This window comes from Klebsiella sp. 2019SCSN059 (assembly GCF_021739525.1).
Lineage (GTDB): Bacteria > Pseudomonadota > Gammaproteobacteria > Enterobacterales > Enterobacteriaceae > Klebsiella > Klebsiella quasipneumoniae.
Map to the genome: position 1 here is coordinate 22,403 of NZ_JAKKOM010000009.1, position 14,101 is coordinate 36,503.

Below are 14,101 nucleotides of genomic sequence, written 5' to 3' on the forward strand. Positions count from 1 at the left end.
GGGCTTTTTGCGGTTAGCGTTTTTTCACGCTGATGGTTTGCGCCAGGCGAGACGGGGTCTCTTCACTGGCTTTCTGCGGCTGGGTCACGCAGCAGGTTTCGACGCAAACGAAGGTTTTATAGCCATCGTCCGGCATGTCGCCCATGCTGACGGACAGCGCCGGGCCCGGGTTCCAGGCCACCACGTTGTGCTGATGATGATGCACCACGTCGATCGTGCGGCTGAGCGCGTCGTCGTGGATCACGCTGCAGCCTTCGGCGTCGAGATAGACGCGGTCGGTACGATCCGGGAAGGTCTGCACGCCGTTGTTCAGAACGCCTACTTCGGCGTTCTTCACTTTATCGATATAGCGCTCGCCAAGACCGCTCACTTTCACCGCCGCGATATCGCCAACGTTGAAGTAGCTGTGCAGGGCAGAGGTGGTCTCGAATTCGCCGTGGGCTTCCAGCTCGATTTCGCAGGTCTTGCCCAGCTTGAAGCGGGCATAGAGGGTGAACTCATGCGGCCACAGCTTCATGGTTTCAGCGCTGTTCTGCAGCGCAAAGGTCAACATCACGCCGCTGTCGTCTTCATCATGCCCTTCCAGGGTCCACGGCAGGTTGCGGGCAAAGCCGTGCGACGGCAGGCCCTGCTGCGCCGATGGGCCAAACCACGGCCAGCAAATCGGCACGCCGCCGCGCAGGGCGACGCCCTGTTTAAATGGGGTGTTGTTGCTCAGCCACAGGACTTCTTCTTCACCGGCGGGTTTCCAGGAGAGCAGGTGCGCCCCCTGCAGCGCCACAGAGGCTTTCACCTGCGGATGGTCGATGACAATCAGCTCCAGGTCGTCCAGCTGGCGACGGGAGATAACGGGCGAAATGGTTTCATTCACCGGGAGAGCAAAAATTTTATTTATCATTGTGCAATCCTATCTCTGCAGACAAAAAAAAGAGCGACCGAAGTCGCTCTTACAGATTACTTTTTCATCTCAACTTATTTGGAGATGTGGGCAATCAGGTCCAGAACTTTGTTGGAGTAGCCAGTTTCGTTGTCGTACCAGGAAACCAGTTTAACGAAGTTGTCGTTCAGTGCGATACCTGCTTTAGCATCGAACACGGAAGTGCAAACTTCGCCGTTGAAGTCGGTAGAAACAACGTCGTCTTCGGTGTAACCCAGAACGCCTTTCATTGCGCCTTCAGAAGCGGCTTTGATAGCTTTCTTGATTTCTTCGTAGGACGCTGCTTTTTCCAGACGAACGGTCAGGTCAACAACGGATACGTTCGGAGTCGGAACGCGGAACGCCATACCGGTCAGTTTGCCGTTCAGTTCTGGCAGTACTTTACCTACTGCTTTAGCAGCGCCGGTAGAGGACGGGATGATGTTCTGAGCTGCGCCGCGGCCGCCGCGCCAGTCTTTGTGAGACGGGCCATCAACGGTTTTCTGAGTAGCGGTGGTTGCGTGGACGGTGGTCATCAGGCCTTCAACGATACCGAAGTTGTCGTTGATGACTTTAGCCAGCGGTGCCAGGCAGTTGGTGGTGCAGGATGCGTTGGAAACGATGTCCTGGCCAGCGTAAGTGTCGAAGTTAGCGCCACGAACGAACATCGGGGTGTTGTCTTTGGACGGGCCAGTCAGAACGACTTTTTTCGCGCCAGCGGTGATGTGTTTACGAGCGGTTTCGTCGGTCAGGAAGATACCGGTTGCTTCAGCAACAACGTCAACACCAACTTCGTCCCACTTCAGGTTAGCCGGGTCACGTTCAGCGGTAACACGGATTTTTTTACCGTTAACGACCAGATGACCGTCTTTCACTTCAACGGTGCCGTCGAAACGACCGTGAGTGGAGTCATACTTCAGCATGTAAGCCATGTACTCTGCGTCTAACAGGTCGTTGATTGCAACGATCTCGATGTCAGAACGTTTCTGAGCAGCACGGAAAACAATGCGACCGATACGGCCAAAACCGTTGATACCTACTTTGATAGTCATATATTCCACCAGCTATTTGTTAGTGAATAAAAGGTTGCCTGTAAAATTACAAAAACCTTACGCAGCGTCAAGCGGAATCGTGTCAATCATTGCGACAAATCAATCCTGAGCACACCTTGCGCGATTGATTTGCCTCACTCTCCCTTTGAGCCCAATTCCATATGGGGGCTGCGCGCGGAATTTTAAAGGGCATTTAAGATAAAAACGTGATTTAAGTCACAATTATCTGGCTGCCTGTGGGCACCGGATAAGTTTAGAACAAAAGTGTACGCTTCATTGTTAATGTTTTGTTAGAATTGGGGCGAAAGTTGTCCATTGCAAAGCGAGATGTAAGCCCATGGCAAATAAACCCTCCCCGGAAGAGCTGAAAAACGGCTTGAGCGAAATGCAGTTTTACGTGACCCAACATCATGGCACCGAACCGCCTTTCACCGGACGGCTGCTGCACAACAAGAAAAATGGCGTGTATCACTGCCTGGTGTGCGATGCGCCGCTGTTCAACTCCCAGACCAAATACGACTCCGGCTGCGGCTGGCCGAGCTTCTACGAGCCGGTAAGCGAAGAGGCCATTCGCTATCTGGACGACAGCTCCCACGGCATGCAGCGCATTGAGATCCGCTGCGGAAATTGTGATGCCCATCTCGGTCACGTGTTTCCGGATGGCCCGCAGCCGACCGGCGAGCGCTATTGTGTCAATTCGGCGTCGCTCAGCTTCACCGATGAGCAGAACGGCGAGCAGATCAAGGGTTGAAGAAACGATTCAGCAAATTATTCCAGGTGGAGGTGAGCGGAAGATGGATATTGAGCAAATTATCGACAGCATGACCCCGGAAGTGTATCAGCGTCTGGCGACGGCGGTAGAGCTGGGAAAATGGCCGGATGGCGTGGCGCTGACGCCGGAGCAGAAGGAAAATAGCCTGCAGCTGGTGATGCTGTGGCAGGCCCGGTATAACACCGACGCCCAGCATATGACCATCGACACCCGCGGGCAGATGGTGATGAAGAGCAAACAGCAGCTGAAGGAAGATTTCGGCATCGTGCCGAAGCCGATCGCCACCGTGAAGTTGCAATAAACCGCCGGCCGGCGGGGAGACGTTCCGGCGTCGGGTGATCCGGCGCCGGACCAGGGTAGCGTCAATGACCGCGCCCGGCGGTCAGTCGCTTCGCTTACTTTTTATTCATCATCGCTTTCAGGTCGGCAAACGGGTTGTAGGTGGCCTCGCCGACGCTCTTTTGCGCATCTTCGCCCGCTACCACCGTGGAGCCATACTGATCGGCTTCGGTGTACTTGGAATGTTCGTGATCGTGACAGTAAAGGCACAACATCTCCCAGTTGCTGCCATCTTCCGGGTTATTGGAGTGGTCGTGATCGATATGGTGCACCGTCAGCTCGCGCAGATTGGAGTAGACAAACTCCCGTGAGCAGCGTCCGCATACCCAGGGAAAGAGCTTGAGCGCCTTTTCGCGGTAACCCACTTCCAGACGTGCGTAATTTTTGGGGATATAGGCCATGGCCCCCTGCCTCCTGTCAAACGGTTAAGCTGCGCCAGCCCCTGGCGCAGCGGATAACAGGCATCATAACCTATCCCGGGCAGCGCGATATACCTGCATTGCCGGCGATGCTGCCTGCGTCACGCCGCCCGGCGGCGGCGATGCGGCGGAACAGCCGCGATTAGTGTTTGATCCCCAGCGATTCCGCCAGCTGGCGGGCCAGCTGGTTCTGGTCATCGGCGCCATACTCCCAGAACATCGCTCCGGCGAGGCCTTTCGCCTTGATGTAGTCCGCTTTAATGGCCACCGAGCGCGGGTTCTCGTAGGAGAGGGCGAACAGCGGCTTGCCCTCCGCGGACTGCACCGACAGCCACGGGACTTTCGCCTCATCGTCCCAGTGCTCGGTAAAGCGTTTCTGCGGATCGTTGAGCAATTTGCCCACGATATCATTGTATTTCACGTAGGTGTCTTTGCTCAGGTCATAGCCCAGCGAGGCAAACAGCGCGATCTGCTGTGGACCAAAATAGGGCTGGGTGACCGGGTTCTTTTGCGCATCCGCTTTACTCCAGTCAATCCCCGGCTCGACCGCCCGTTTCGGCACCCGGCCATAAAAACCAATTCCGAGGTTCATCTGGCTGGGTTTAAGCCCGGCGGCCAGGTAATTGTTGACCACAAAATCGGCGCTGTATTTATCCGCCGCGGCGACCGTCGGCCAGTGGCTGGAGTCATACAGGTTCGAGTTGAAGTACTGCGTGCCGTAGGCCATGTCGTAGGTCATCAGGTTGATGTAGTCGAGCGATGACGCAATCGCTTTAACGTCCACCCAGCTTTTCGGGCTTTCGGCGTTGGCGCCCACGGCGATAGTGACCAGTTTCCTGGTACCAAACGCTGCGCGCAGCTCTTTTAACAGCGCGGTAAAGTTATCGCGATCGGCCGGTTGACTGGCAACCAGCCCCCAGGCGCCGTTGACCGGAAACTCCCAGTCGAGGTCAATCCCATCCAGACCATATTTTTCAACAATTTCCTGCGCAGACTGAATAAACACCTTCCGGGTTTCTTTGCTTGCCGCCGCGCCGGAGAAACCGCGCGCTCCCCAGCCGCCGACCGACAGCAGGACTTTGAGGTCCGGGTTCTGTTTACGCAGGGCCGGGAGCTTTTGCAGATCCGCCTGCACCTTCGGCGACAGCCAGATCTCGTGCAGATGAGCAGGATCATTCAGGGCTGCGTTGGTCTCGTCTTTTTCATCGTTATAGATAAGGCCAAACGAGTAGTTGAGATGGGTGATCTGCCGGACGTCCAGCTTGTCGATATCCCCGCCCGGCCCGGCAGTGACGTCGCCGCCGCCGTTGAAATAGCCGACGGACATCAGCGGTTGGGCAGAGAGCGCGGAAGCGCAAAGCAGGGGCAAGGCTGCCAGCAAGGGCAAACGTTTCATAGTGGTTCCTCTTTGACTTAAAAAAATAACCGCGCCACGGAAATGGCGTGGCGAAAAAACAGCCTTGCCAGACTACCAGCAATAACCTGTTGAAACTGCGAGAGAGTTCAATTTATGGACGATAGCGAGGCGGCAGAAGAAGCCCCGGCGCGGGCGCGCCGGGGAAGGGATCAGGCGTGGGTTTCCCGCCAGTCATCGAGGGTATAGAGCGTGGCGCCTGCGGCGGCCATCTCCATAAACGCCTGGCTGCTGTCCTGCGGCTGAAGATTCACCCCGCGGCAGCCATCGGTGATGACGTTGACCGCGTAGCCCAGCGCCAGGGCATCCAGCACGGTGAACTTAACGCAGTAATCGGTGGCGAGGCCGAGCACGGTCAGCTCCACGATCCCCTGACCACGCAGCCAGCCGTCCAGTTCAGTTTTCTGCCGGTGACCGTTGTCAAAAAAAGCGCTGTAGCTGTCAATGACCCGGTTTTGCCCTTTGTGGAACAGGGCGGCGATGGCCTGCTGCTTGAGCAGGGGATGCAGCGCCGCGCCTTCGCTGTGCTGAACGCAGTGATCCGGCCAGAAAGTTTGCGCCAGGCCATCCAGGTCGCCCACGGTGTAGGGCTCCACCTGATGCTGGCTGGCGAAGCTGCCGTGATCCGCCGGGTGCCAGTCCTGGCTGGCGACGATGGGCTCGCCGCGCGCCAGGCTCCAGTCGATAAGCGCATTGGCCACCTCGACGGTACTGTCGCCTTCGGGAACCGCCAGCGCGCCGCCGGCGCAGAAGTCGTTCTGCAAATCAACCAGTAACAGCGCTCGATGCGCCATACGTCCTCCTTAAGCTTCGTCAGGGGTCAGTTCGCCACGCAGATTCTGCTGCATCGCCGCGCGAATGGCGTCAACGTCCAGCTGCTGGCTCAGCAGATAGTGTAGCTTGGTCAGCGTCGCTTCCACCGTCATATCGAAACCACTGATGACTCCCGCCTGGGCGAGGGCATTGCCGGTGGCATAGCCGCCCATGTTCACTTTCCCGGACATGCACTGCGTCAAGTTGACCACCACAATGCCGCGCTGGCTGGCTTCCGCCAGCACCTGAATAAACTCGCCATTCTGCGGCGCATTGCCGACGCCGTAGGAGCGGAGGATCAGCGCTTTCACCGGCTGGCGCAGGAAATTACGCACCACGTCGGCGGAGATGCCGGGGTAAATCGTCACCACGCCAATCGGCTGCGGGGTGATAGGGTGCACGATAAGCTCTCCGCAGCCCTGCGGCGCCGGCGGGGTACCGAGACGGCGGATATGGATCCCGGCCTCCAGCAGCGGCGCGAGGTTTGGCGAGGCGAAGGCGTCAAAGCCGTCGGCATGGGCTTTAGTGGTACGGTTGCCGCGGAACAGCCGATTGTTGAAGAACAGCGCCACTTCGTTAATCGGATAGTTGGCGGCGACGTACAGGGCATTGAGCAGGTTGATCTGGCCGTCGGAGCGCAGCTCGGCCAGCGGGATTTGTGACCCTGTCACAATCACCGGTTTGCCGAGGTTTTCCAGCATGAACGACAGCGCAGAGGCGGTAAACGCCATGGTGTCGGTACCGTGGAGGATCACAAAGCCATCATACTCCTCGTAATGGCTGCGGATATCGTCGGCGATGTGCTGCCAGTCCTCAGGGGTCATATCGGATGAATCCATCAGCGGATGGTATTCATGGATCGTGAAGTCCGGCATCTCCGGGCGATGGAACTCAGGCATCAGCGCCAGCTGTCGCTGGAGATGGCCGGAAACGGGTACATAGCCGTGTTCAGAGCGCTGCATACCGATGGTCCCACCGGTGTAGGCAACGTAAATCGATTTTTTTTGCATAGCATCGCTTAGGTTGGTCGTAGACAGGCGCAGTATAAAGAGACGGAGGAAAAAATACAGTGTTGGCCGCTCGCTTTGTGGCGGCGCTGGCAGGTGCGGAAAAAAGGCTGCCCCGGGAGACGGGGCAGCCGCTGCGTATTAACGGATGTTGGCGCAGGTCAGGCAGAAGGCATAGCGGTTCTGCGGGTCGTTAAACGCCGCCAGCTTGTCGCTTTCGGCTTTCACCGTCTCGGCTGCCGCGGCCACCGGTGCAGGCAGCCAGGCCTGAATGGCGGCCGGCAGCGAGGCGCGTACCGAACCGGTCAGGCTGTCCAGCACCATCGAGAAGAAGGTGGGCTCTTCCTGATAGTAGTTGAGGTGCCAGGTTTTCAGCTTCGCCAGCTCGGCGGCCTTGGCCACCGCGTCGTCGAAGTCGCCGAGGCTGTCGACAAGACCGTTGGCTTTGGCATCTTCCCCGGTCCAGACGTGGCCTTGGGCAATCTGGTCGATTTTCTCCGGCGTGCTCTTACGCGCGTTAGCCACCAGGGTGATAAAGCGTTGATAGCCGTTCTCAATGCTCAACTGCATCAGCTGCTGCACTTCCGGCGGCAGCGCTTTGGTGCTGGAGATATCCGCCAGCGGCGACGTGGCGACGCCGTCGGTATGGACGCCAATCGACCCAAGGGTGTTTTCCACGGTGTTGATCACCCCAAAGATGCCGATGGAGCCGGTGAGGGTGCTTGGGTTCGCGACAATGTAGTCCGCCGGCGTGGAGATCCAGTAGCCGCCGGAGGCCGCCATGCCGCCCATTGAAACGACCACCGGTTTACCCGCGGCTTTGGCTGCCGCCAGCTCTTCGCGAATGATTTCCGAGGCGGTCACGCTGCCGCCCGGGCTGTTGACGCGCAGGACGATGGCCTTAATTTTCGGGTCGAGGCGCGCATCGCGAATTTGCGCAGCGGTGGTGTCGCCGCCAACGTTGCCCGGGGTCTCCTCGCCGTCCATGATGGCGCCGTTGGCGAAGATCACCGCGATGGCGGAACCCTGGTCAGACGGTGTCTTCACGTTGTAGTCGTAATAGCTGATCGCCCGGTAATTGTTATCCGCTTTGCTCCAGCCAAACTGTTTGGTCAGCGCCTTTTCCACTTCCGTGGAGGTCGCCAGCTCATCCACCAGCTTATTGTCCAGCGCATATTTCGCCGTATCGCCGCCCACCTTACGCAGGCCATCGATAATGCCCTGGGCGCCCGGGAAGAGCTGCTGGGTGGTGATCTGCCGGTTGGCGGCGATGGTGTTGAGGTAGTTCTGCCACAGTTCGCCAATCCAGCGGCTGTCCGCTTCGCGGGCGGCAGGGGACATGTCATCGCGAATGAAAGGCTCGACGGCGGATTTATAGGTGCCGACGCGGAAGACATGGGTGGAGACTTTCAGCTTATCCAGCAGCGACTTGTAGTACAGCCCGTTGGTGGCGAAGCCGTGCAGGTCCACCTCGCCCTGCGGAGAGAGCCAGATTTTGTTGGCAAAGCTCGCCAGGTAGTACTGGCCCTGGCTGTAGCTGCTGCCGACGGCATACACCGGTTTGCCGCTGTCGCGGAATTCGCGCAGCGCTTTACCGATGTACTGCATGGACGGCTGATCGCCGCCGACGAAGTTTTTCAGATCCAGCACAATACCGGTGATATTACGGTCATCCTTCGCCTGACGGATGGTCTGCACGATATCGAACAGAGAATTCTCCTGCAGACGGTCCGAGCTGGCGCCAAACAGCTGGCGGCCAATTACGCCGAGCTTGCTGCTGGCGGACGGTTTATCCACCACCACGCCGGTAATATCCAGCAGCAGCGCGCCGCGCGCGGCATGTTCGCTGGTGGTGCTGCTGAACTGGCTCCAGATGCCGATACACACCAGCACCAGCACCAGGAAGATCGCATTGAGGGCCAGTTTGCGAATAAAGTTGAGTATCCGCCACGTCCATTTAAAAAAGCTGGCAATCAGTCGCCAAAGGGTTCGCATGTATTCTCCCTAACGTTATCTAAAAATGGGCAGGCCGCAGGGGCCGCCGCGTCTGGCTATCCTAAAGAGTGAGCCGTCGGTTGTCAGCAGGAATCACCGACCGCGCTGTAACAAAATCCTTGTGCATGTTAATTTTATGAAAAATGACATCACAGGAGTTATACAGATGGATGCTCTCGACCTACTGCTTAATCGCCGCAGCGCTTCCCGCCTGGCGGAACCGGCCCCGGCCGGCGAACAGCTGGAAAACATTCTGCGCGCCGGGCTGCGCGCCCCGGATCATGGCACCCTGCAGCCGTGGCGCTTTTTCATTATCGCCGATGACGGCCGCGAACGCTTTAGTCAGCTGCTGGAAAAGGGGGCCCGGGAGGCCGGCCAGGATGAGAAGGGCATAGAGAAAGCCCGCAATGCGCCGTTTCGCGCGCCGCTGATCATTACCGTAGTGGCGCGCTGTGAAGACCACCCGAAGGTGCCGCGCTGGGAGCAGGAGATGTCCGCTGGCTGCGCGGTGATGGCGATGCAGATGGCGGCCCTGGCCCAGGGATTCAACGGCATCTGGCGCAGCGGAGCATTGACCGAGAGCCCGGTGGTGCGGGCCGGCTTCGGGTGCCGCGAGCAGGATAAAATCGTCGGCTTCCTCTATCTGGGCACGCCGCAGCTGAAAGCCTCAACCACCATTGCCCTGCCGGATACCGCGCCGTTTGTGACGCGATTCTGAGTCAGCGCGTGTTACGCCGGGTGACGGCTGCGCCTTACCCGGCCTACATTCGTACGACCTGTCGTTAATTTATTCACCATTGTTGCTGAAACTGCCGGTGCTGGCGGCCTCAAAATCGCTGAGACGTTCCCGGAAGGCCGGGGCAGCCCGCATGGATGCGGGCTGAGGGCCGTGTTTTGCATGGACGCTGCCTCGGCCCGACCCGAAGCCTGCAGGGATAAGTCGAAGGGACCACGCAGTGGCGATTTTGCTGGCCGGAGCCCGGGGGTACAGGGGGCGGCGGCGACTGGCCGCCCCCTGTGCGCTCCCTGCGCCATGATTGACATAACGCAGACGATTAGCCGGGAGCGCCATCTGCCCGGACATAACACAGGAGTGGTAGCCCTGCTAAGCGCAGCGCGAGCAGGGAAATTTACGATTGTGCCGTTATTTCGCCGGGTGGCGGCTGCGTCTTACCCGGCCTACATAACCATCCCGATATCAGACGGTTACCCCTCAATGTAGGCCCGCGCAAGCACAGCGCCGCCGGGCGATGGCAGCAGGCTCGGAGCCGCATCTATGCCGGGTGGCGGCGTGCGCGTGACCCGGCCTGCCGCCCCAAAGGTAACCCGGACAAGGCGCGTCAGGCGCCGCCTCCCGGAGTTCAACGGCGATGACGTTACTTCTGCGTTTTGGCGAATTCGTCTTTGGCTTTCTGCAACTGCTGCTGGAAGGCCGGGTTGGTGTGCAGCGTGGCGACCACCGCGGAGCCGACGATGCGCGCCGCATCGACATCGCTCTGCCAGTGATAGCCGCAGATCACCCGGCTCTCGCCGAGCTCATAGCCGCGCTTCAAAATTTCGTTCTGCCGCTGCGGGTTGATCTCCGCCAGCACCAGGGCGGTGGCCCAGCCGATGGAGGTATGCCCGGATGGGTAAGAGCCGTTTTTCGCCAGCTTGTCCTGCTCGGTGGTGTTGCAGGTGGAGACACCGTAGAAGGCAAACGGGCGAATGCGCATATACTTCTCTTTCGCGCCGCGGGTCGCCAGATCGCCGGCGTCTTCAATCATATTGGTCAACAGCTTATGGAGCTGCGGCGCGTCCTTTTCGGTGATCGGCGAGCCAAAGGCGCTGGAGAAGGCGTTAGCCACGCCGCCCGCGCTGAGGTTGGCATCCTCTGCCGCCAGCTTCCCGCGCTCGGTGTTGCGCAGCAGGCGCCCCTGCTCATACATCGCCTGATCGTTTAAGAACGCGATACTGCCCACCGCCGGCGGCGGCGGCAACAGCGCCAGGCTGTCGATGGCCTGGGCATTGGTCAGATAGTAGAGATCGGGCTTGGTGGTGACATCGTTACCGGGGGGAACCAGCGCGAAGGCGTTAACGGAGAAGAAACTGGCCAGGCAAAGGGCAAGAACACGCTTTTTCATTAGAATTTCCTTACGTCATAATCATTCCAGAGAAGACAGTCCTGGGTTGTCACATTTCTGTCATCTTTAAGTAAAAGTGAAAATGGTCGGGAAAAAATTGCCGCGTCTCGCAAAAACGGCTTTTTGTCTGCTTAATGAGCAACCATACGCGATTTCAGACTGTCGTACTTACCACCCTGACGTTTGGGCGCTAACATAGCGGGATTGCAATGACAGGAGATGTCCATGAGCGAGCAAGCCATTCGTTTAACGCAATACAGCCACGGAGCCGGTTGTGGTTGTAAAATTTCCCCGAAAGTGCTGGAAACCATCCTGCATAGCGAGCAGGCGAAGTTTGTCGACCCGAACCTGCTTGTCGGCAACGAAACCAGCGATGATGCCGCCGTTTACGATCTTGGTAATGGCACGTCAATCGTCAGCACCACCGACTTCTTTATGCCGATTGTCGATAATCCGTTCGACTTTGGCCGCATTGCCGCCACCAACGCCATCAGCGATATTTTCGCCATGGGCGGGAAACCGATTATGGCGATTGCCATTCTCGGCTGGCCGATCAACACCCTGGCGCCGGAAATTGCCCGCGACGTGGTGGAGGGCGGGCGCTTTGCCTGCCAGCAGGCCGGGATCGCGCTGGCGGGCGGCCACTCCATTGACGCTCCTGAGCCGATCTTTGGTCTGGCGGTCACCGGCGTGGTGCCCACCGAGCGCATCAAGAAAAACAGCACCGCGCAGGCGGGCTGCAAACTGTATCTCACCAAACCGCTGGGGATCGGCGTGCTGACCACCGCGGAGAAAAAATCGCTGCTCAAGCCAGAGCATCAGGGGCTGGCGACGGAGACCATGTGCCAGATGAACCTCGCCGGCGCCGCGTTTGCCGCTATCGACGGGGTGAAGGCGATGACCGACGTCACCGGCTTTGGCCTGCTCGGCCACCTCAGCGAGGTGTGCCGCGGGGCCGGCGTGCAGGCGCAACTGCGCTATGCCGATATCCCGAAACTGCCGGGGGTGGAGGAGTATATCGCCGCCGGCGCGGTGCCGGGCGGCACCGGGCGCAACTTTGCCAGCTACGGCCATTTGATGGGCGAGATGCCGACGGAGTGGCGCGATCTGCTGTGCGACCCACAAACCTCAGGCGGTCTGCTGCTGGCGGTGACCCCGGAGGCGGAGGCGGAAGTCCAGGCCGCCGCGGCGGAGTTCGGTATTAAGCTAGCCGCCATCGGCGAGCTGGTGACCGCCCGTGGCGGGCGACCGATGATCGAGATCCGTTGATTCGATGCGGTTGTTTATTGCAGAAAAACCGAGTCTCGGTCGGGCTATCGCCGATGTGTTGCCTAAACCGCACCGCAAAGGCGATGGCTATATTGAGTGCGGCAACGGGCAGGTGGTCACCTGGTGTATCGGCCATCTGCTGGAGCAGGCGCAGCCGGACGTCTATGACAGCCGCTATGCCCGCTGGAATCTCACCGACCTGCCGATTGTGCCGGAGAAATGGCAGCTGCAGCCTAAACCTTCGGTCACCAAACAGCTGAATGTGATCAAGCGCCTGCTCGGCGACGCCGAGGAGGTTATCCACGCTGGCGACCCCGACCGTGAAGGGCAACTGCTGGTGGACGAGGTCCTCGACTACCTGCAGCTGGCTCCGGAGAAGCGCCAGCAGGTGCAGCGCTGTCTGATAAACGATCTCAACCCGCAGGCGGTGGAGCGGGCGATCAACCGCCTGCGCGCCAACAGCGAGTTTGTGCCGCTTTGCGTGTCGGCGCTGGCGCGGGCGCGCGCCGACTGGCTGTACGGCATCAATATGACCCGGGCCTATACTCTGCTGGGGCGCAACGCCGGCTATCAGGGGGTGCTCTCCGTGGGGCGGGTGCAGACCCCGGTGCTCGGCCTGGTGGTGCGCCGCGATGAAGAGATTGAAAACTTCGTCGCCAAAGATTTCTTCGACGTCAAAGCGCATATCGTCACGCCGCAGGAGGAGCGCTTTGTCGCGACCTGGGTGCCGAGCGAAGCCTGCGAACCTTACCAGGATGAAGAAGGGCGCCTGCTGCATCGTCCGCTGGCCGAGCACGTGGTTAAGCGTATCGAAGGCCAGCCGGCGCTGGTGACCGGCTATAACGATAAGCGCGATTCCGAACCCGCGCCGCTGCCGTTTTCGCTGTCGGCGCTGCAGATTGAGGCGGCCAAACGTTTCGGCTTCAGCGCGCAAAACGTGCTGGATATCTGCCAGAAGCTGTATGAAACCCACAAGCTCATCACCTATCCGCGTTCGGACAGCCGCTACCTGCCGGAAGAGCATTTCGCCGGCCGCCATGCGGTGCTGAATGCGATTGCCGTCCATGCGGCGGATCTGCTGCCGCAGCCGGTGGTGGATCCGGAGATCCGCAACCGCTGCTGGGATGATAAAAAGGTCGACGCGCACCATGCGATTATCCCGACCGCCCGCAGCAGCCAGGTCAAACTCACCGATAACGAAGCGAAGGTCTACACCCTGATCGCCCGGCAGTATCTGATGCAGTTCTGCCCTGACGCGGTGTTCCGTAAATGCCAGATTGACCTTGAGATCGCCAACGGCAAATTTGTCGCTAAAGCGCGTTTTCTGGCCGAGGCGGGCTGGCGGACGCTGCTTGGTAGCAAAGAGCGCGATGAAGAGAACGACGGCACGCCGCTGCCGGTGGTGGCCAAAGGCGATGAACTGCTGTGCGAGAGGGGCGAGGTGGTGGAGCGCCAGACGCAGCCGCCGCGCCACTTTACCGACGCCACGCTGCTGTCGGCGATGACCGGGATTGCCCGCTTCGTGCAGGATAAAGATCTGAAGAAGATCCTCCGCGCCACCGACGGCCTCGGCACCGAAGCAACCCGCGCCGGGATTATCGAACTGCTGTTTAAGCGCGGTTTCCTGAGCAAAAAGGGGCGCTATATTCACTCCTCGGAGGCCGGAAGGGCGCTGATTCATTCCCTGCCGGAGATGGCCGGGCGACCGGACATGACCGCCCACTGGGAGTCGGTATTGACGCAAATCAGCGAGAAACAGTGCCGCTATCAGGACTTTATGCAGCCGCTGGTGGGGACGCTGTATCAGCTGATCGAGCAGGCGCGCAGCACGCCGGTGCGCCAGTTCCGCGGTCTGGTGGCGCCTGGCGGGGCGAAAAAATCCTTCAGTAAGGGCAAAGGCAAAGCGAAAGGCAAAAAAGCGGCAGACGATGCCGCGCCGCCGCCGCAATAACCCGCCCGGCGGCCGCGAGGATGCGCTTCCC

13 protein-coding genes are annotated in these 14,101 nt (G+C 59.4%); 5 read left to right on the top strand and 8 right to left on the bottom strand.

Going from position 1 to position 14,101, the window contains the following annotated elements:
* Window positions 1–13: 13 nt before the first annotated feature.
* Both L2I46_RS12135 and gapA read right to left on the bottom strand, forming a co-directional pair.
* Window positions 14–898 (bottom strand): D-hexose-6-phosphate mutarotase, encoded by an 885-nt coding sequence (locus L2I46_RS12135; RefSeq protein WP_032452506.1) that lies wholly within the window; start codon window positions 896–898, stop codon window positions 14–16.
* A gap of 74 nt (window positions 899–972) precedes the next feature.
* Window positions 973–1,968: a glyceraldehyde-3-phosphate dehydrogenase gene (gene gapA / locus L2I46_RS12140; protein WP_004203784.1), complete on the bottom strand. Its 996-nt coding sequence runs from the start codon at window positions 1,966–1,968 to the stop codon at window positions 973–975.
* A gap of 337 nt (window positions 1,969–2,305) precedes the next feature.
* On the opposite strand from gapA, the gene msrB reads away from it, so the two are divergent.
* Both msrB and L2I46_RS12150 read left to right on the top strand, forming a co-directional pair.
* Window positions 2,306–2,719, top strand: a complete 414-nt coding sequence (gene msrB / locus L2I46_RS12145) for a peptide-methionine (R)-S-oxide reductase MsrB (RefSeq protein ID WP_004203786.1) — start codon at window positions 2,306–2,308, stop codon at window positions 2,717–2,719.
* 43 nt (window positions 2,720–2,762) lie between these two features.
* Window positions 2,763–3,041, top strand: coding sequence for a YeaC family protein (locus tag L2I46_RS12150; protein WP_004203787.1), 279 nt, complete (start codon window positions 2,763–2,765; stop codon window positions 3,039–3,041).
* A gap of 94 nt (window positions 3,042–3,135) precedes the next feature.
* On the opposite strand, the gene yajD is transcribed toward L2I46_RS12150, so the two are convergent.
* The 5 genes from yajD to sppA form a co-directional block, all read right to left on the bottom strand.
* Entirely contained in the window at window positions 3,136–3,480 is a 345-nt protein-coding gene (gene yajD / locus L2I46_RS12155; protein ID WP_002901254.1) for an HNH nuclease YajD, read from the bottom strand.
* A 160-nt stretch (window positions 3,481–3,640) separates the two neighbouring features.
* Window positions 3,641–4,894, bottom strand: coding sequence for a glycoside hydrolase family 18 protein (locus L2I46_RS12160; protein ID WP_236947890.1), 1,254 nt, complete (start codon window positions 4,892–4,894; stop codon window positions 3,641–3,643).
* Between the two features lie 170 nt (window positions 4,895–5,064).
* On the bottom strand, window positions 5,065–5,706 hold the full coding sequence (gene pncA, locus L2I46_RS12165; protein ID WP_236947891.1) for a bifunctional nicotinamidase/pyrazinamidase: 642 nt from the start codon (window positions 5,704–5,706) through the stop codon (window positions 5,065–5,067).
* Between the two features lie 9 nt (window positions 5,707–5,715).
* Window positions 5,716–6,735, bottom strand: coding sequence for an asparaginase (ansA, locus tag L2I46_RS12170; RefSeq protein ID WP_032452508.1), 1,020 nt, complete (start codon window positions 6,733–6,735; stop codon window positions 5,716–5,718).
* A 138-nt stretch (window positions 6,736–6,873) separates the two neighbouring features.
* Window positions 6,874–8,727: a signal peptide peptidase SppA gene (gene sppA, locus L2I46_RS12175; RefSeq protein ID WP_032452509.1), complete on the bottom strand. Its 1,854-nt coding sequence runs from the start codon at window positions 8,725–8,727 to the stop codon at window positions 6,874–6,876.
* A gap of 166 nt (window positions 8,728–8,893) precedes the next feature.
* Between sppA and L2I46_RS12180 the strand changes: the two genes are divergently transcribed.
* Window positions 8,894–9,445: an NAD(P)H nitroreductase gene (locus L2I46_RS12180; RefSeq protein WP_032452510.1), complete on the top strand. Its 552-nt coding sequence runs from the start codon at window positions 8,894–8,896 to the stop codon at window positions 9,443–9,445.
* 658 nt (window positions 9,446–10,103) lie between these two features.
* Here the strand turns inward: L2I46_RS12180 and phoC are convergent.
* Window positions 10,104–10,850, bottom strand: coding sequence for an acid phosphatase PhoC (gene phoC / locus L2I46_RS12185; protein ID WP_004203793.1), 747 nt, complete (start codon window positions 10,848–10,850; stop codon window positions 10,104–10,106).
* 225 nt (window positions 10,851–11,075) lie between these two features.
* On the opposite strand from phoC, the gene selD reads away from it, so the two are divergent.
* Window positions 11,076–12,119: a selenide, water dikinase SelD gene (gene selD / locus L2I46_RS12190; RefSeq protein WP_048297312.1), complete on the top strand. Its 1,044-nt coding sequence runs from the start codon at window positions 11,076–11,078 to the stop codon at window positions 12,117–12,119.
* 4 nt (window positions 12,120–12,123) lie between these two features.
* Complete coding sequence (locus L2I46_RS12195) at window positions 12,124–14,070, top strand: DNA topoisomerase III (protein ID WP_023289280.1); 1,947 nt, start codon at window positions 12,124–12,126, stop codon at window positions 14,068–14,070.
* The last annotated feature ends 31 nt before the right edge of the window (window positions 14,071–14,101 follow it).